Here is an 18,991-nt window from a genome sequence, read left to right as displayed (position 1 = left end):
GTGTAACTATATTTTATTTCTTTTTTCAAAATTTCGGATGGAATTGACGACATTTCCTTCCATCGTGCGGTGCATTTTTTCCGCAATCATATGGTAATCCACTTTCATTCCGTCTTTGATCCAGTCGAGCATGACACCGGTAAAGCTATACTTATAGAAATCTGCGATAAAACTCTGATCCGCCTCGGAGATGCCGGTTCCCTTTGCTTTTTCCTGTACGACACCGTACAGCAGATCGTGCGTCAGATGAAAGAGATATGTTTCGATCTGCTCCCGGCTTACAGAGTGATAGACATTCATAATAAATGGTTTATTCTCGAGCACTGCCTCAAAAATCTGCTGCAGGCCTTCCTGCCATGTCTCATACGTTTTCTTCCCCTGCAGCGCCTGCGTCGCATCCTCCAGGCACGACCATTCGACAAGATCGTAGATATCCTTAAAATGATAATAAAACGCCATCCGGCTGATGCCGCAGTCTGTCGTCAGATCGTTGATCGTAATTTTGTCCAGCGGCTTTTTCAAAAGCAGCTTTTTTAATGACGCTTCCAGCGCCGCCTTTGTCGCATTTGTCATGTATTTCCTCCATTTTTCTTTTATGTACCCTCGGAATCTTTCTGTTCGAAACGCTTCTATGCTTTTTCATTGTAGCATATCCATTCTCCAGAAACAACTGCGCAGCCCTTCTGATCAGACTTTACAAAAAGTTTAGAAAGTACCGTAATACCAGTAAATTCAATACTTTCCGTCGTTCTGTTAGCACTCTTTTTTCTCGAGTGCTAATTTCCCCTTGACTTTTCCCTGTGCCAGTATTACTATAACTATCAGAGCAGTAAAAAAGCTGCAGACATCTAAAAAAGCATGATATTCCCGCTTTGCTGGATCAAAATATTTTTATAAGAAAAGGAGTGTGTTTCTCATGAGTGCGAAACATGGAAATCTTTCAATCAACAGCGACAATATTTTCCCGATTATCAAAAAATGGATGTATTCCGACCACGATATCTTTGTCCGTGAGCTCGTTTCCAACGGCTGCGATGCCATCACCAAACTGAAAAAGCTGGACGGCATGGGCGAATATACTCTGCCGGATGACTACAAAGCAGCCATTCAGGTGATTGTAAACCCGGATGAGAAAACCTTAAAATTCATCGATAACGGTATCGGTATGACCGCAGACGAAGTCGAAGAATATATTACCCAGATCGCCTTCTCCGGCGCTACCGAATTTCTGGAGAAATACAAAGACAAAACGAATTCAGATCAGATGATCGGCCACTTCGGTCTTGGTTTCTACTCTGCTTTCATGGTAGCAGATGAAGTTCACATCGATTCTCTTTCTTATAAAGAAGGATCCACCCCGGTACACTGGACCTGTGACGGAAGCACCGAGTACGATATGTCCGAGGGCAGCAAGACAACTGTTGGTACCGAAATCACTCTGTTCCTGAACGAGGACTGCCTGGAATTCGCAAACGAATACCGTGTCCGCGAAGTTCTGGAAAAATACTGCTCCTTCATGCCGGTTGAAATTTTCCTGTCCAAAGCAAATGCGCCGCAGGAATACGAGACCATCGATGAAAGCGAATTAAAAGACGACGACGTTGTCGTAGAGCACATCCACGAGGACGCAAAATACGAAGAGAAAGAAAAAGAAGACGGAACGAAAGAGCAGGTTGAAGTTTCCCCGGCCAAAGAGAAAGTAAAAATCAACAAACGCCCGGTTTCCATCAGTGATATCCACCCGCTGTGGACCAAACATCCAAACGAGTGCAGCGATGAGGATTATAAAGAATTCTACCGCAAAGTCTTCAACGACTACCGCGAGCCGCTGTTCTGGATCCACCTGAACATGGACTATCCGTTCAACCTCAAAGGTATCCTCTACTTCCCGCGTATCAACACCGAGTACGATTCCATCGAGGGAACCATCAAGCTGTACAACAACCAGGTATTTATTGCCGACAACATCAAAGAAGTCATTCCGGAATACCTGATGCTCTTAAAAGGCGTCATCGACTGCCCGGATCTGCCGCTGAACGTATCCCGAAGCGCACTGCAGAACGACGGATTTGTCAAGAAGATCTCCGAGTACATCTCCAAGAAATTCGCTGACAAGCTCTCTGGCATGTGCAAAACCGACCGTGAGAATTACGAGAAATACTGGGATGATATCAACCCATTCATCAAATACGGATGCATCAAGGACGAGAAATTCTCCAAAAAGATGATGGACTATATTCTGTTCAAGAACATCGACGGAAAATATCTGACTCTTGAGGACTGCATCAACGAGAATAAGAAAGAAGAAGCTCCTGCAGAGAACACCGAGGAGAAGGCTGAAACTACGGAGAATACCGAAAATACGGAAAACGCTGACGAGAAGAAAGAGCCGGAAAAAACGACTGTTTACTACGTCACCGACGAAGTTCAGCAGAGCCAGTACATCAACATGTTCCGCAGCCAGGGCATGGATGCTGTCATCCTGAAACACAACATCGACTCCGCTTTCATCACCCATGCAGAGCGTTACAACGAGCATGTAACCTTCCAGCGCATCGATGCAGATCTGACCAACGATATGAAAGACGAGTCCGGTGAGGATCTGACCGACGCTACAAATGCTCTGACCGATCTCTTCCGCAAAGTCCTCGACAAGAAAGACCTGACCGTCAAAGTTGAGAACCTGAAAGACGAAAATGTATCCTCCATGGTAACGCTTTCCGAGGAGAGCCGCCGGATGCAGGATATGATGAAGATGTATGGCATGACCGGCATGGATCCGTCCATGTTCGGCGGACAGGAAACCCTGATCCTGAATGCAAAACATCCGCTCGTTCAGTACATTCTGAAGAATGGCGAGAACGACAACACATCCCTGTTCTGCGAGCAGCTGTATGATCTGGCAATGATCAGCCACAAACCGCTCTCTCCGGACGAGATGACAAAATTCGTAAGCAGAAGCAATCAGATTATGATGCTCCTTGCAAAATGATAAAGCACAGGCACAGCAAAACGCACCTCTTATAAAACACGCCGGATTTCTGGAATTTACCAGATGTCCGGCGTGTTTTTTCCTGCTTTTTTACTTTACGATTTCTGATCCAGATGATAGAATAATTCTATTCGCCCTATTGAAAAATAAGGAAAATCACACGAAAGGTCTGGTATTTATTTCTATGAAAAAAGGAAAGCCATCCGCCCTGCTCCCGATCGCCGTTTTTCTGGTGTTTTATCTGGGGCTCGGCATTTATTCCGAGTATATTTTAAAAATTCCGATGGGCTTCTACAACATCCCCATCGTCGTCGCGTTTCTGGTAGCGATCCTCGTCGCCTGTCTGCAGAACCGCAGTGTCCCGTTTGAAGAAAAGCTCGCCCTCATGGGACAGGGCATCGGGGACAAAAACATCATCACAATGCTGCTGATCTTCCTCGCCGCAGGCACGTTTGTCGGCGTTGTCGGAAGGAGCAGTGCAGAGAGCATTGCCTATTTCATGCTCTCCTGGATTCCGGCAAAGTATGCCGTCGCTGTGCTCTTTGTCGTTGCCTGCTTCGTCTCCACGGCCATGGGAACCTCCGTCGGAACGATCACGCTTCTCGTGCCGATCGCCGCTGCTGTTGCCGAGACCTCCGGCTTTTCGCTGGCGCTCTGCGTCGCCTCCGTCATGGGCGGATCCATGTTCGGCGACAACCTCTCCTTCATCTCCGACACGACAATCGCCGCCTGCAACGGACAGGGCTGCGAGATGAAAGACAAGTTCCGTGAAAACTTCTGGATCGCTCTCCCGGCTGCTCTTGCCGCGCTGGCGCTGATCCTTGTAATCTCCTTCCGACAGGCGCCGGGCACACCGGTCGTCCACGAATACCATCTGCTGCAGATGGTTCCGTACCTGCTCGTGCTGATCGGCGGCATCGCGGGCATTCAGGTGTTTGTCGTACTCCTTATCGGTATTGCTTCCGGTGCCGTTATCATGCTCGGTACGGGACAGACGACGCTCTTGGATATGCTCTCCAGCATGGGAAGCGGCACTTCGGGTATGTTTGAGACATGTATGGTTGCGATTCTTGTCGCTGCGATGTGCGCGCTGATCCGGGAAAACGGCGGCTTTACTGTCCTGCTTCGTGCCATTCACAAAATCTTCCGCGGAAAAAAGGGCGGCCAGCTCGGTGTCGGCATTCTCGTCGCGCTGCTCGACATTGCGACCGCAAACAACACCGTCGCGATCGTCATGGCAAACCCGATCGCAAAGCAGATGTCCGAGGACTACGGCATCACCCCACGGAAAACGGCATCGCTCCTCGATACCTTCTCCTGCATCTCACAGGGCATCCTGCCGTACGGCGCACAGATGCTCGTGGCGATTTCCGCGGTGCATGAACTGGGATATGAGCTCTCCGCCTTTGAAATCATGGCAAACCTCTTCTATCCGGGCATGCTGCTTGTCAGTTCGCTGATCTTTATCTTCGTTCTGCCGGATCGGAAAAATGCCGAAAGCAATGCTTAAAAAGTTCCGTATCGGATCAACTCAAAAAATTATGTTAAAATGCCCACCGATTTCACTTTTTCGTTTGATCGGCGGGCATTTTTTTGCTTTTTTTTACAAAAATCACCAAAATTGCAGTAACATTTACGGTTGAAATTCTTTTATGCGGGTAGTATAATCGGGGTCGTGACATTGAGAAGTAATGATGTTATGTGGGTTATGGGGAGAAAGGACAACAGACAAAGTGAAATTATTAAGACAGTTCCTTGTAATTATGGCGGTTTCGTTCGTCGGAGAAATCCTGCACGCCGTGCTGCCGCTTCCGATTCCGGCAAGTATCTACGGCCTTGTGCTGATGCTGGCGCTTCTGATGACGGGGGCATTAAAACTTGATGCCGTCGAGGACGCAGGCAAGTTTATGATTGAGATCATGCCGGTCATGTTCATTCCGGCGGGCGTCGGCCTGATGGAATCCTGGGGTGAATTAAAAGCCGTTCTCGTTCCGGTTCTCGTGATTACGCTCGTCAGCACCATCGTCGTTATGATTGTGTCCGGACGCGTGACACAGGCGGTCATCCGGCTGGAAAAGAAACACAAAGGAGGGGACGCAAAATGACAAATATGCTCTGTGAATCTGCATTTTTCGGCGTTGTCATCAGCCTTCTGGCGTATGAGCTCGGCATGCTGTTAAAGAAAAAATTTGGGCTTCCGATTTTCAATCCGCTGCTGATTTCCATTGCAGTCGTCATTGTATTCCTTGCTGTTTTCGATATCGATTATCAGAATTATAATGACGGTGCAAAATACTTGAGCTATCTGCTGACTCCTGCAACGGTCTGCCTTGCGATTCCGCTGTATGAGCAGATGGAGGCATTGAAAAAGAATATCAAAGCCATCCTCGCCGGTATTCTCTCCGGCGTGCTGACGAGCCTTACCGTGGTTCTCGCGCTGGCGCTGATCTTCAATCTGAATCATAAAATGTATGTAACACTGCTGCCGAAATCGATCACAACGGCCATCGGCATGGGTGTTTCGGAAGAGCTCGGCGGTGCGGTGACGATCACGGTTGCCGTTATCATCATCACGGGTGTGCTGGGAAATATGCTGGCGGAGACGCTCTGCAAGCTGTTTCACATTGAGGAGCCGATTGCAAAGGGCATCAGTATCGGATCGGCCTCCCATGCGATCGGTACGGCGAAGGCCATGGAGATGGGCGATGTCGAGGGCGCGATGAGCAGCCTTTCGATTGCAGTTGCAGGTATTCTGACTGTGGTCGGAGCGTCGATTTATGCGATGTTTATCTAAAAACGAACACTGATAAAAAACAGAAAAAATCCGGGAATGGAAAGCAATGTAAAACTTTCCGTTCCCGGATTTTCTATCCCTGAAATTCTATAGCTAAAAATTAAAATTCCGACTGCAGAAACTCTTCAATAAAAAGAAGCGCAGTAGCACTCCGGCCCTTCCGGGTCGATGCAGATATGCTCGAGCGTTCCGCTGTGCATCGAAAGCCCCATCGTCAGATCCTGCACAATCTGCTGCTTCGCCGTCTGGCGGTGCTCATAGATGTACTGATACACACTTTTCTTATTAATCTTTTTTAACGTAATTGTGGTAATACTCTTTTCGTTCACGCAAAAACGTCCTCTCTTTTACCGCTCCATCACATTGATCGACTCGATACCGACGCTTCCGCCGCGCACGACTTCGATCTTGCCGAATTCCTCTTTCATCAGCTTCACAACTGCATCGTTTTTCGTCGCCGTCTGGACAAACTCGAGCAGCAGGCTGTCTTTTCCGTAGTCGATGACCTTCGCCTTGAACGTCTCAGCGATCTGGAACAGCTCGACTTTGTCAGCTGCGCTGCAGTTGAATACCTTGATATACAGAATCTCTTTCATGCGCACAAACACGTCGGTGAAGTCGATGACTTTGATGACCTCGACCATGCGGTTCAGCTGTTTTTTGATCTGCTCAAACGTCTCATCGTCACTGACCGTGGCGATCGTCATACGCGATACGGTCGGGTCCTCGGTCGTTCCGACGGTCAGGCTGTCCAAGTTATAGCTTTTTGCGGAAAAAAGCCCGGAAATCTTGGAAAGGACACCAACCTGGTTTTCTACGTACAGTGAAATCCATCTTTTTTTCATTCCCTTATTCATCGCGCTCTCCTCCTAACAGTCCATAATCATATCTTCGAGCGTTCCGCCCGGCTTGATCATCGGGTAAACCATCTCCTCCGGATCGATGATAAATTCGATGATCGTCGGAGTCTTGGTGTTTTTCTTCGCCTCTTCAAACGCAGCCGCGATATCCTCTTTCTTCATGACACGGATGCCTTTTGCGCCGTAACTCTCAGCCAATTTGATAAAATTCGGCGTGTATTCCGGGTACTCTTCTCCGTCTGTTCTGCGGGAAAGTGCACCGGCGCGCAGGTTCGTCATGCTGTACCGTTTGCCGTAAAACAGTTTCTGCCACTGGCGTACCATGCCGAGGTATTCATTATTAAAGATACACAGGATAACCGGCAGCTCCTCGAGAACGGCAGTCGCAAGTTCCTGAATATTCATCTGCATACCGCCGTCACCGGAAATCGCGATGACCGGTTTGTCCGGGTTGCCGATTTTTGCTCCGATCGCGCCCGGAAGGCCGTATCCCATCGTTCCAAGGCCGCCGGACATGATGATCTGGCGGTTTTCGGTAATATCGACGTACTGACTTGTCAGCATCTGGTGCTGTCCGACGTCAGTGACGATGATCGCATCGTCAAACTGCTCGTTGATCGCGTTGAAAATATCGAGCGGTCCCATCACGCCGTTCGGGCGCATCGTCAGCGGATGCTCGTTCTTCCAGGCATCGATCTGGGCAAGCCATTTCGATGTGGAGCATGGCTCTACGTACTCTGCTATCTTCGTGATCGCCTCTTTTGCATCGGCTACGATCGGAATATCGACGTGGATGTTTCGGGAGATCGAAGCTGTGTCGATGTCGATGTGGACAATCTGCGCGTGCGGGGCAAATTCATGCAGCTTTCCGGTGATACGGTCATTGAAACGTGTTCCGATCGAGAACAGCAGATCGCACTCGCTGACTGCCATATTCGCCGCATACGCGCCGTGCATGCCAAGGTTTCCGATGAACAGCGGATGTTTCGTGGAGATCGCGCCGCGTCCCATAACGGTTGTGACAACCGGCACCTGTGTTTTCTCGACCACTTCGCGGAACACTTCCTGCGCATGTGCGATGTTGACGCCGCCGCCGGCAAGGAACAGCGGGCGTTTTGCTTTCGAAAGCATCTTTAACGCACGTTTTAACTGGCCGATGTGAACGCTGGTGTTCGGTTTGTAGCCGCGGATGTTGACGTTTTTCGGATACTCTGCGCTGCCGAACTCTGCCATGACATCTTTTGGAAGGTCAATGAGAACCGGGCCCGGTTTTCCGGTGCGTGCGATGTAGAATGCCTCTTTGATGATGCGTCCGAGATCTTCACGGTTTCTTACCGTCACGCCGTATTTCGTGATGCTGCGGGTGATGCCGACGATATCAACCTCCTGGAATGCATCGTTTCCGATGAGGTGGCGGGGTACCTGTCCGGTGAAGCAGACAAGCGGAACGCTGTCGTAGTTTGCCGTTGCAAGACCGGTGACCAGGTTGGTTGCACCAGGGCCGCTGGTAACGAGGCATACGCCGACTTTTCCTGTCGTTCTCGCATAGGCATCCGCCTCATGCACCAGCGCCTGCTCGTGGCGCGGCAGAACGATTTTGATTTCATCCTGTTTGTAAAGCTCATCGCTGATGTCAATGGTGCAGGCTCCCGGATAACCGAAGAGATACTCGACACCCTCCTCTTTCAGAGCCTTTACCAGAAGTTTGTTTCCTGTAATCTGTTTCATATGAAAACCTCCTGTTCTAAATTTGCTGCATAAAAAATCCCCGAACATAAAACACCTTTGCTGTGCCTTACGTTCAGGGAGAATGTTTCCATCCACGGTACCACCTGAATTCCAGAAGAATACACTTCTGCTCATTCCGTACAGGATTTAACTTTTTTCATCCGATACGGCATCCCGGTAACGTGGGAACTACGTTGGAGCCTACTTGGAAAACATTGCTGTCCGCTTTTTCTGTTCAGTCCACTGCTCGAGGGCTACTTCCGCAGGCACGCTCACGGAGATTCCCACCAGCCATCTCCTCTCTTTGCTTTGCGCCGCCAGGTACTCCTCCCTGTCACTGCATTTTAGGTTTTGTTTTTTCTTAAATTACTGTCTATTATAGTCGGAAATGCCGCTCGTTGTCAATCGTTTCGCGCCCTTTTCTTGACTTTTCGCCCTGCGTGTGCTTTACTTAATCAGGTTTTTCTAATTAAAATAAGGAGTTTATACCCATGATGATTACATACACACAGGAAGAACTCTCTTCCATTGTCCACGCATTTGCTTTCCCGGGAACGATTACAGACTGGACGCCGCACGGGAACGGCCATATCAACGATACGTTTCTGGTGCGCTCTACCGAAAACGGCGTCCTCCGCAAATCGATTCTGCAGCGCATGAACCGCACCGTTTTCCACAATCCAACGGAGCTGATGCAGAATATTGCACAGGTAACATCATTTCTGCGGAAAAAAATCACAGCCGCAGGAGGAGATCCATTCCGCGAGACGCTGAACCTGATTCCGACGACAGACGATGCCTGGTTTTTCGTCGATGAGCGCGGAGAATTCTGGCGCGCATTTCTCTTTATTTCCAATGCGTCCTGCTATGATGCCGTGACAGATCCAAAGCTGTTTTACGAGACCGGTAATGCTTTCGGCCGCTTCCAGCAGATGCTCTCCGATTTTCCGTCCGCCTCTCTTTTCGAGACGATCCCGGATTTCCACAACACACCGCTCCGCTACCAGGCGCTTTTACAGGCGGCACAGGCGGATCCGAAAGGACGGCTGAAAAACGTTTCGGATGAGATGGCGTTTTTCCTCGACCACGCAGACGATTACGGCGTAGCCGAGCGCATGAAGGCCTCGGGCGAGCTGCCGCTCCGCGTAACGCACAACGATACGAAGCTGAACAACATTATGATTGATGACAAAACCGGCGAGGGCATCTGCGTCATCGACCTAGACACAATCATGCCGGGACTGTCGATCTTTGACTTCGGCGATTCCATCCGCTTCGGCGCGAATACGGCCGCTGAGGACGAACAGGATGTCTCGAAGGTGTCTCTTTCCCTTCCTCTCTTTGAGAGCTATACAAAGGGCTTTCTCGCAGGCTGCGCAGGCTCTTTGACCCGCGCGGAAGTCGAAATGCTGCCGATGGGTGCAAAATTAATGACCCTCGAATGCGGCATCCGTTTTCTCGCCGATTACCTGATGGGCGATACCTACTTCAAAACCGCTTACCCGGAGCACAACCTCGTACGGGCGCGGACACAGATCGCGCTTGTAGCGGATATGGAGGAGAAATGGGGCGAGATGGAGAACATCGTCGCACGGGCTTCGTTTTCCCACTAAGCACCCGCATAAATTCACAGCATCAAAAAGACACAGCTGGAAGTATCTTTCTGCCTCCTGCTGTGTCTTTTTTGTTATCTTTCTACTATACAATATGTTTTATATTATGCTCTCGGAACGCTGACAATCCGCAGATCGTATTTCTTCAGCATCTCGCCGCCCTGTACTTTCTCGCCGGTCAGGATATCTTCTTTTCCGTCGAAGACTGCCGGAAGCGAAATCTCCTCATCTTTGAAGTTGATGATAAAGTACAGATCCTCGCCGTCTGCCTGGCGTTTTGTGATCTCGAGTGCTGTTGCTTCTCCAATCACCGGCTGGATGGCTGCGCTGTCTGCTGCCATAGCAAGAACTTTTGCAAGGCCGCTCTCAGAAAGGTCGGTTCCGACATAATATACGGTTCCTTTTCCGAACTGATTTTTTGCAACAGCAGTCATGCCTGCATAGAAATCGCTCTCATACTGTGCGATTTCTTCAGCTCCTTCGAGGTGCATCAGGTCACATACGAGACGGCACTCTTCCTCGGTTCCGTCTGCGAAACGGATCTTGTTTCTCTGCTCCGGTGCAAGAGCGTCGATCTCTTCTACCCATACGCCTGCCATTTTTCTGAGCGGTCCCGGGTATCCGCCGAGATGAACGTTGTCCGACTGTCCGACGATACCGCTCATGTAGGTGGTGATGAGGGTTCCGCCTGCCTGTACATAAGCCTCCAGGCTCTCTGCCACACCGTCTTTTACCATGTAGAGAACCGGTGCTGCAACGAGGTCATATTTGGAGAAGTCCGCGTCGATCGGGATCATATCGACAGCGATGTTCTTGTTATAGAAGTAATTGTACATCTGCTCGATCTGGTCTACGTAACGTAAATCGCAGTTCGGTCCGCTGGTGTACTCCAGTGCCCAGTAGTTTTCCCAGTCGAAGATAATGCCGACTTTTGCGTGGTTCTCGGAGCCCATCACACGGCTTCCGATTTTCTCCAGTTCTTTTCCGAGCTGGGTTACCTCACGGAAGACACGGGTATCTGCGGTTCCTGCGTGTGCGATAACAGCACCATGGAATTTCTCGCATCCGCCGACGCTTCTTCTCAGCTGGAAGAACTGAATCGTGTCTGCGCCGTGTGCAACGGTCTGATAGCTCTGTGCGCGCATCTGGCCCGGTTTCTTTAAGGAGTTGTACGGCTGCCAGTTCTGCTGGCTCGGAGTCTGCTCCATCAGCATGAACGGTGCGTCTTTGAGGCCGCGCATCAGGTCGTGGGTCATAGCTACGTGGCTCCATGGTGTATTGTAGCTCGGGTAGTTGTCCCAGGATACGATATCCATTTCTTTTGCCCACTTGAAGTAGTCGAGGCCTTTGTACGTTCCCATCAGGTTTGTGGTGATCGGGGTTTCTTTGTCGTATTTGCGGATCGCGTCACGCTCCATTTTGTAGTTGTTCAGCATGCCGTCGGAGTTGAAACGCATGTAGTCGAGGGACATTCCTGCAAATGCAGTGCCGCTTCCCCATGGCATTCCGTCTCCCAGATCGTTCGGCGGTACAATCTCGTCCCAGTCGTAGATGGTGTGCCCCCAGAACTCCATGTTCCATGCCTTGTTGACTTCATCGAGTGTTTTGTATTTGTCTTTCAGCCATACGCGGAACGCTTTTGCACAGTTCTCGCAGTAGCACTCGCCGCCGTACTCATTGCTGATGTGCCAGCAGACGATGTTTTTGTTGTCGCCGTAACGCTCTGCCAGTTTTTCTGCCAGGCGTTTTGCATATTTCTGGAAAACCGGGCTGTTCGGGCAGGCATTGTGGCGATGACCGAATTTGTGATGGCGTCCTTCGAAATCGGTTCTTGCCACTTCCGGATAACGGTGTACCATCCATGCCGGGAGTGCGCCGGTGGATGTTGCCATGACGATCTGAACGTCCTCTTTTGTCAGGGTGTCTACGATCTCATCGAGCTCTGTAAAGTCGTACTCATTCTCGGACGGCTGGATTTTTGCCCAGGAAAATACGTTGATCGTGGTGCTGTTGATGCCGGCCTGATGGAAAAGTTTCATATCCTCATCCCAGATCTCTTTTGGCCACTGGTTTGGGTTGTAGTCTCCTCCGTATAACATTTTTTTGAATTTTGGCTGCATTTTTTTGATTCCTCCTGTGTTTGGATATCTCGTTTTGATAGCTCTATTATATACTGGTCTTTGTGAGAAAAGTATGATATGCTTGTCTAAAAAGTATGAATTTTCGAAACTCATTCCGGAATCTTATTTTAGACTTTTCTTTCAGAAAGGAACTGACTGTTATGCCTATTTTCTTTAAACCATCCGCCTCCGATTTTTCCCTCTCCGCTGACAGCATCGGCAACCGCTGGCTGCAGGAGCCCGTTGTGCGCCCGAACGGATTCCCCTTATATCACTGGATCCAGACGGAACGCGGCGAAGGGCTGCTGACCCTCGAAGGCCAGAAACTTTTGCTGAAACCAGGTGACGGTGTTCTGATTGCTCCGCATGTGCCGCATGAATACCGCGAAAACGACGGCAGCGGGATGTGGTTTACATCCTTTCTGACCTTTGACGGAAAGCTCTCCGATGATCTCTATAAAATCTGTGCCGTCTCGCCGTATCTTTTCGTTCCGGCCTCAGAGGGCGCGTGGTTTCAGGAATGGATTGACCGCATAATCGACTCACATTTTCTGAAAAATGACATCGACGATGCTGCGCTCTCCGTCGGATGCTTTGAGTTCCTGACACGCCTTTCCCAGCTCCGCACCGGCCTTTCCCGGACGGAGCATCCGCTGTATCTCCAGTATGTCCGCCCGGCAATGCAGGAAATCGAAAGTCATCTTTCCGACCCGCTCAATGTGGATGATCTCGCGGAACAGCTCCATATCACGCCGCAGTATCTGACACGCCTGTTCCAGCGTTTTGTCGGCAGCTCTGTCCGCTCGTACATCAGCGTTCTGCGCATCAGCCGCGCCAAGGAGCTTCTCATCAGCCGTCCCTACACTACGCTCGACGGCATCGCCGCCCTCTGCGGCTACCGCGATGTCAGCTACTTTATCTCGGTTTTCCGCCAGCAGACCGGGACAACGCCGAAGCAGTTCCGGAAGCTGTACGGCATATAATCTGAACCCCCCCTCTTTCCGGCGCAAAAAAAGATCCTCCGTCTCATTTCACAGACGAAGGATCTTTTTTCGTTCTCTCTTATTTCATGCTTTTCAGAATGCTTCTCGCAACCGACAGTCCGTTTGCGCTTGCCTGCTGGAGGCCGCGGGTTACGGATGCGCCGTCGCCGATGGCGCGGAGGCCTTTGACGCTGGTGCAGAAGTCTTTGTCTACGACAACTTTGTTGGAATAGAATTTGACTTCTACGCCGTACAGCAGTGTCTCATCGCTGGCGATACCCGGTGTTACTTTGTCGAGGGCTTCGATCATCTCGGCAATGTCGACCATGATACGGTGCGGGAATACCAGGGAAAGGTCGCCCGGAACGGCATCTTTTAAGGTCGGGATCAGGTTATTGCGGCAGAGACGCTCTTCTGTCGTTCTTCTTCCGCGTTTGAAATCGCCGTACGTCTGAACGAGGATCTTGCCGTCGCAGAGCATGTTGGAAAGCTGTGCGATCTGTTTGCCGTACTCGATCGGGGTTTTAAATGGTTTCGTAAAGTTCTTGGATACCAGGAGGGCAAAGTTCGTGTTGTTTGTCTTGAACTCCTGGGATTTGTAGGCGTGACCGTTTACAACTGCCAGACCGTTTTCATAATACTCAGTTGCCACCTCACCGGACGGGTTCGTACAGAAGGTACGCACTTTGTCGTCAAAAGTCGGGGTATAGTAAACGAGTTTTGCCTCGTACAGGTTCTTGTTCAGGAACTCCATGACCTCGTCGCGGACTTCCACGCGGACACCGATATCGACGGTTCCGACCTCGGTCTCGATGCCGTGGCCGTTGCAGATATGTGAGAACCAGTCGGCTCCCTCGCGGCCTACTGCGGAGACAATCTCATCTGCCTCGTAAACCGTTCCGTCCTCAAGTGTTACAGCTGTCGCACGGCCGTCCTCGATCGTAATATCATTGACCATCGTGTTGAATTTCATTTCCACGCCGATCTCTTTTAAGTGATCCTCGAGGCGGCTGTAAATCTTGTATCCCTCCTCGGTTCCGAGATGGCGGATTGGACATTCGATCAGCTTCAGGTTGGCGTTGATCGCTCTGCGGCGGATCTCACGGATCTCTTTTTCTTTATCGACACCGTAAACATTCTTGTCTGCGCCGAAATCCAGATAGATCTGGTCGGACTCATGGATCAGCTCAACCGTCTTTTCATATCCTAAAATCTCCGGCAGATTTCCACCGACATCCGGGGAAAGAGAAAGCTTTCCGTCGGAGAATGCGCCTGCTCCGGCAAATCCCGTTGTGATCGAGCACGGTTTGCAGTTCACGCATTTTTTCGTTTTTCTCTTTGGACACTGACGGCTCTCGATCGAACGTCCTTTTTCGATCATCAGCACCTTCAGATCCGGTTTTTCTTTCAGCAGTTCATAGGCACAGAAAATACCTGACGGGCCTGCGCCGATAATAATGACATCATATTTCATTCTTTTTTAATTTCCTCTCGTTTTTTATCCCATCACGATCAGATACTGGCCGTCCGGCAGGGCAAAGACTTCGCTCTGCTCTTCTAATTCTGCATCCGACATTTCTTCCACGTCCATGCCCTCTTCTTCCATGTAGGCGCGCACGTCGTCCAGATTGTCGGCAACGACTGCAAGGCAGTCCTCCAGAAAGGCCTCTGCCTCATCGTAATTTTCAGCCACCGGCTCGTCGAATAACTGGCCCTGATTCATTAAAAATGTGTTGATGCATTCTTCAGTATATTCTCCCATTCTGGTTTTCTCCTCTGTTCGTTTTATTTTTCCTGATTCTTTCTGTGAAAAAGCGTTAAGATTTCCTCCGGCCGGTCGAGCAGCTCCATCGCATGGTTGTCGATCAGCTCCTGGCGCGGGCGGAATCCCCACGTCACACCAACGGTAAACATGCCTGCGGCGTTTCCGGTCTGCATATCCGTATTGGTATCGCCAAAGTACAGGCACTCTTCCGGTCTGGCGCCGAGTGCGTCTGCAATCGCGAGCGCACCGATCGGAGACGGCTTTCTCGGGATTTCTGCGGTCTGCCCCTGAATCCGGTTGAAAAAGCCCGGTCCGTACACGCTCTCCACGACGTGGATGGCCGCCTCGTGCGGCTTGTTGGAACATACGGCAATCGGAACTTCTTCCCGCAGCGCGGTCAGGGTTTCCCGCATATTAGGATACGGTTTTACGTGATACAGCGGGTCCTCGTTGAACCACGCGCGGCCAAGGCGGATGCCCTCCTGCAGATAGTTGAGTTCTGCATCTCCGGCGTCTTTTAAAGCGCGCTCCACTGCCAGATCGAAACCGTCTCCGGCGTAAAAGTTGAAGGCTTCTACCGGGCGCGGCACAAGTCCAAAATGTTCCAGAACGCGGTTGACTGCGTGCGCAATCGACTCTACAGTGTCTGCGATGGTGCCGTCCAGGTCAAAGATACAAGCTTTTATCATATTCTGACTTCCCTTCATTGTCTCTTTTGTTCTTCGATTTTCTTTCTTCTCTCTCTTCTTGTCCGCAATCATTATATCCTGTATTTTCTCCCTGCGCAACCATATTTTCTTTTCCTGCACTTTGTGATAAAATGAAGCTGTTTTTCAGATTCTTGGAAAGGAAAAAAAGAGAATATGAATCAGACTGTGAAAATATTTTTTACCGATATGGACGATACCCTGCTGAATTCCGAAAAGCAGGTGACAAAAGAAAACATGGATGCCATTTCAGAGGCACTTGCCGCCGGCCACAAAATTGTGTTCAACACCGGCCGCCCGCTCTCCGGCTTTCTGCCGATCTTAAAAGAGCTCGGACTTGACCGCGAAGGCTGCTATGCCATCGCTTTCAACGGCGGACTGATTTACGACTGTGCTGCGCAAAAAACGCTGCACCGCCGCACGATTCCGCTCGAATATGCACGCGTGATTTTCGAAAAAACGCAGGAGGCAGGCCTCTACTGCCACACCTACTCCGACACCTCTCTTCTCTGCCGCCATGCGGGCGAGGAAACGCGTATTTACACGCAGGCAATCCACATTCCCGTTGTGGAGGATCCGCTTCTGCCGGAACACCTCGCCAAGGAGCCGTGCAAGATGATCGTGATTGATCTCCACGACCGTGCAAAAATGGACGCTTACCGCGCTGCCATGGAGCCGTGGGCAAAAGGAAAAATTTCGATGTTCTACTCCAGCCCGCATTATCTCGAGCATGTCCCGGAACACGTTTCCAAGGGCCATGCCGTGAAAAAACTCTGCGAGCTTCTTCAGATTCCGCTTGCCAACACCGTGGCTGCCGGAGATCAGGAAAATGATATTTCGATGATCGAGGCCGCTGCCGTCGGTGCCGCCATGAAAAATGCGACCGATGCCGTAAAGGCGAGTGCCGATTATATCACGGAAAACGACTGCAATCACAGCGGCGTGGCGGAGATTCTTCGTAAGTTTATCCTTGCCTGATTCTGTTTCTGTGTCAGGAAACCTTCTTTTTCTTGTTTTCTTTGGCACTTTTTCCGAATTCTGTAAGATTTTACTTTCTTTTTTGTTGAAACTGTATTACAATAGTTTCAAAGGACGGCATTTGAAAGGAGACTTGAATCGAGATGTCACGGAAATCAAAACGTATTCTGCTTACTCTGGCTTCTGCCGCTGTCGGCGCAGCCTGCGGTGCGGCAGTCTATTTTATCCGGAAAGGAAAAGCAGATCTTGAAACAGATTTTGACGATTTTAAAGACGAATTTGAAGAGGAAGAGCCTGCTCCTGCTGAACGTACTTATACGACCCTTCCGAAAACGAAAGGTGCGGAGGATGCTGCACCGGATCCGGAATCTGCAGCTTGCAATAAAGGTTCCGAAACAGCTGATACAGAAGCTGAAAGCGCAACCGCAGAGTCCGAAGAAGAAGACGCTGAAAAAGAAAGCTGTGCGGATCGTGAAGTTTCTCCACAGGAAGAAAGCGAAGTAACCGCAGAATAAAACCCAAAAACAGAATATAGAAACATAAGGAAGTAATTCCTGGGGAGGGAAACCTCCCCTTTTTTATGGAAAGGAGATTGTTATGGAACTTGCAAAACGCGATGACGTTCCTGTAGAACTTACCTGGGACCTGTCTTTAATTTATCCAACCGAGGAGGCCATGCTGGCTGATGCGCAGAAAATGAAAGAATTAAGTCTTTCTATGGAAGCATCCTACAAAGGAAACCTCACCGATGCAGCCACGATCAACCACTGCCTCGACGATTACCAGGAGGTCTACCGTCTGATCACACTGACCGCCAACTACTGCGATCTCGCCGTTTCTGTCGACTATTACAACAGTGCAAACCAGACGCGCAACGACCGCATCAACAGCCTGATCTCTGAGATTTTCAGCCGTCTCACCTTTATCGAGAGCGAGCTTTCCGAACAGTCCGAGGATGTTTTGAACGAGGCCATGCAGCAGTCAGATACGAACCGCTGCTATCTCGCCGAGATTCTCCGCAACAAGGCACACCGCCTGAGCCCGGAAACCGAGCGTGCCATTTCCGCTCTTTCCCAGACCTTCTCGGCTCCGTACCAGATCTACAACATGGCAAAGCTTGCCGATATGAAATTTGATTCTTTCACCGTAAACGGAAAAGAATATCCGCTCGGCTACTCCCTGTTTGAGGATAATTACGAGTACGAAAAAGACACCGATATCCGCCGCAGTGCATTCTCCGCCTTTTCTACAAAAATCAGACAGTACGAAAATGTAACGGCAGCTGCTTACAATGCCCAGCTGCAGACAGAAAAGACCATGGCCACGCTGCGCGGCTTCAATTCCGTCATCGATTCTCTGCTGTTCCCGCAGCAGGTCAGCCGTGAGCTGTACAACCGCCAGATCGATCTCATCACCACCCGCCTGGCTCCGCATATGCGCAAATATGCCCGCCTGCTGAAAAAGGTTCACAACCTTGACCGCATGACCTTCGCCGATCTGAAAATCGCCGTCGACCCGGAGTACGATCCGTCTGTCACGATCGAGGAATCAAAACAGTACATCGAAAAAGGCCTTGCCATTCTCGGTGATGATTACGTTTCCATGATTCAGGAGGCCTACAAAAAACGCTGGGTTGACTTTGCACAGAACCAGGGAAAATCCACCGGCGGCTTCTGTGCCAGCCCGTACGGAAAAGGTTCCTTTATTCTCTTAAGCTGGAATAACCGCATGGCAGATGTTTTCACGCTGGCGCATGAACTCGGCCACGCCGGCCATTTCCGTCTCTGCAACGGCGCACAGGCGATTCTCGATACCGAGGTTTCCTCTTATTTTGTCGAGGCGCCGTCTACCATGAACGAGCTTCTTATGGCTCATTATCTGCTGAAAACGACCCCGGACAAACGGTTCCGCCGCTGGGTTTTAAGCTGTATGATCAGCAACACATATTATCATAACTTCGTCACCCATCTGATGGAGGCTGCTTACCAGCGCGAGGTTTACAAGCTCATCGATGCCGGCGACAGCGTACAGGCTGAGACGTTAAGCAACATTATGAAAGAGACCCTGCAGAAGTTCTGGGGCGATGATGTGGAAATTTCCGATGACGCAGCGCTCACCTGGATGCGCCAGCCGCATTACTATATGGGACTTTACTCCTACACCTACAGCGCCGGACTGACCGTTGCCACACAGGTCTGCAGGCGCATCGAAACCGAAGGCCAGACCGCTGTCGATGACTGGAAAAAGGTACTGACCGCCGGAAGCACGAAGACACCGGAAGAGCTGGCAAAAATGGCCGGCGTTGATATCTCGACGGATGCACCGCTTCTCGATACGATCGAGACGATTGGATCGATCATCGATGAGATCTGCGAGCTGACCGAAGAGCTGGGCTGCTGATCCTGTCCGCATTGTAACTCTCTATCGAACAGTAAAAACGGATTGTTCCGT

17 protein-coding genes and 1 other annotated feature are annotated in these 18,991 nt (G+C 50.3%); of the genes, 9 read left to right on the top strand and 8 right to left on the bottom strand.

Features of this window, described 5'->3' with window-relative positions; genetic code table 11:
• Positions 1-6: 6 nt before the first annotated feature.
• Positions 7-573 carry a TetR-like C-terminal domain-containing protein gene (locus tag DWW13_RS10250; protein WP_022461989.1) on the bottom strand — a complete coding sequence of 189 codons (567 nt, stop codon included), beginning with the start codon at positions 571-573 and terminating at the stop codon, positions 7-9.
• A gap of 343 nt (positions 574-916) precedes the next feature.
• Here DWW13_RS10250 and htpG point away from each other — a divergent pair, with 343 nt between their 5' ends.
• The 4 genes from htpG (at position 917) to DWW13_RS10230 (ending at position 5,786) form a co-directional block, all read left to right on the top strand.
• On the top strand, positions 917-2,992 hold the full coding sequence (gene htpG / locus DWW13_RS10245; RefSeq protein WP_117804318.1) for a molecular chaperone HtpG: 2,076 nt from the start codon (positions 917-919) through the stop codon (positions 2,990-2,992).
• Between the two features lie 184 nt (positions 2,993-3,176).
• On the top strand, positions 3,177-4,502 hold the full coding sequence (locus DWW13_RS10240) for a Na+/H+ antiporter NhaC family protein (protein WP_199674850.1): 1,326 nt from the start codon (positions 3,177-3,179) through the stop codon (positions 4,500-4,502).
• Between the two features lie 223 nt (positions 4,503-4,725).
• A complete protein-coding gene (locus tag DWW13_RS10235; RefSeq protein WP_117804340.1) occupies positions 4,726-5,097 on the top strand; it encodes a CidA/LrgA family protein in 372 nt (123 codons plus the stop codon).
• The gene (locus DWW13_RS10230) at positions 5,094-5,786 is read left to right on the top strand and encodes an LrgB family protein (protein WP_055267500.1); all 693 of its coding nucleotides are present in this window, start codon (positions 5,094-5,096) and stop codon (positions 5,784-5,786) included. The genes DWW13_RS10235 and DWW13_RS10230 overlap by 4 nt, the downstream gene beginning before the upstream one ends.
• Positions 5,787-5,911: 125 nt before the next feature.
• Here DWW13_RS10230 and DWW13_RS19020 read toward each other — a convergent pair whose 3' ends face one another.
• Genes DWW13_RS19020 through ilvB form a run of 3 tightly spaced genes read right to left on the bottom strand, consistent with a single transcriptional unit; the run spans position 5,912 to position 8,374 of the window.
• A complete protein-coding gene (locus tag DWW13_RS19020; protein WP_055227113.1) occupies positions 5,912-6,115 on the bottom strand; it encodes a hypothetical protein in 204 nt (67 codons plus the stop codon).
• 18 nt (positions 6,116-6,133) lie between these two features.
• Entirely contained in the window at positions 6,134-6,643 is a 510-nt protein-coding gene (ilvN, locus tag DWW13_RS10220) for an acetolactate synthase small subunit (protein WP_022463092.1), read from the bottom strand.
• 12 nt (positions 6,644-6,655) lie between these two features.
• Entirely contained in the window at positions 6,656-8,374 is a 1,719-nt protein-coding gene (gene ilvB, locus DWW13_RS10215; RefSeq protein ID WP_118720031.1) for a biosynthetic-type acetolactate synthase large subunit, read from the bottom strand.
• Positions 8,375-8,445: 71 nt separating this feature from the next.
• Positions 8,446-8,721: a binding site (T-box leader), on the bottom strand.
• Between the two features lie 144 nt (positions 8,722-8,865).
• Here ilvB and DWW13_RS10210 point away from each other — a divergent pair.
• Complete coding sequence (locus DWW13_RS10210) at positions 8,866-9,987, top strand: phosphotransferase enzyme family protein (protein WP_118640276.1); 1,122 nt, start codon at positions 8,866-8,868, stop codon at positions 9,985-9,987.
• Between the two features lie 104 nt (positions 9,988-10,091).
• Here DWW13_RS10210 and DWW13_RS10205 read toward each other — a convergent pair whose 3' ends face one another.
• Entirely contained in the window at positions 10,092-12,107 is a 2,016-nt protein-coding gene (locus DWW13_RS10205) for a beta-galactosidase (protein ID WP_118720029.1), read from the bottom strand.
• A gap of 161 nt (positions 12,108-12,268) precedes the next feature.
• On the opposite strand from DWW13_RS10205, the gene DWW13_RS10200 reads away from it, so the two are divergent.
• Positions 12,269-13,090, top strand: a complete 822-nt coding sequence (locus DWW13_RS10200; RefSeq protein ID WP_055267489.1) for an AraC family transcriptional regulator — start codon at positions 12,269-12,271, stop codon at positions 13,088-13,090.
• A 79-nt stretch (positions 13,091-13,169) separates the two neighbouring features.
• Here DWW13_RS10200 and DWW13_RS10195 read toward each other — a convergent pair whose 3' ends face one another.
• From DWW13_RS10195 to DWW13_RS10185, 3 genes are read right to left on the bottom strand one after another with little or no spacing between them, the layout of a single operon-like run.
• On the bottom strand, positions 13,170-14,564 hold the full coding sequence (locus DWW13_RS10195; protein ID WP_022463087.1) for an NAD(P)/FAD-dependent oxidoreductase: 1,395 nt from the start codon (positions 14,562-14,564) through the stop codon (positions 13,170-13,172).
• A 24-nt stretch (positions 14,565-14,588) separates the two neighbouring features.
• Entirely contained in the window at positions 14,589-14,852 is a 264-nt protein-coding gene (locus DWW13_RS10190) for a hypothetical protein (RefSeq protein WP_055221292.1), read from the bottom strand.
• A 23-nt stretch (positions 14,853-14,875) separates the two neighbouring features.
• A complete protein-coding gene (locus DWW13_RS10185; RefSeq protein WP_055221324.1) occupies positions 14,876-15,544 on the bottom strand; it encodes an HAD family hydrolase in 669 nt (222 codons plus the stop codon).
• 174 nt (positions 15,545-15,718) lie between these two features.
• Here DWW13_RS10185 and DWW13_RS10180 point away from each other — a divergent pair, with 174 nt between their 5' ends.
• From DWW13_RS10180 to pepF, 3 genes are all read left to right on the top strand, one after another.
• Positions 15,719-16,540 carry a Cof-type HAD-IIB family hydrolase gene (locus DWW13_RS10180; RefSeq protein ID WP_117804323.1) on the top strand — a complete coding sequence of 274 codons (822 nt, stop codon included), beginning with the start codon at positions 15,719-15,721 and terminating at the stop codon, positions 16,538-16,540.
• A gap of 143 nt (positions 16,541-16,683) precedes the next feature.
• A complete protein-coding gene (locus tag DWW13_RS10175; protein WP_118659416.1) occupies positions 16,684-17,055 on the top strand; it encodes a hypothetical protein in 372 nt (123 codons plus the stop codon).
• Positions 17,056-17,137: 82 nt separating this feature from the next.
• Positions 17,138-18,940 carry an oligoendopeptidase F gene (gene pepF / locus DWW13_RS10170; protein WP_173816125.1) on the top strand — a complete coding sequence of 601 codons (1,803 nt, stop codon included), beginning with the start codon at positions 17,138-17,140 and terminating at the stop codon, positions 18,938-18,940.
• The last annotated feature ends 51 nt before the right edge of the window (positions 18,941-18,991 follow it).

Source organism: Blautia sp. AF14-40 (assembly GCF_003479665.1).
GTDB lineage: Bacteria > Bacillota > Clostridia > Lachnospirales > Lachnospiraceae > Fusicatenibacter > Fusicatenibacter saccharivorans.
This window is presented reverse-complemented; position numbering and strand designations above follow the sequence as displayed.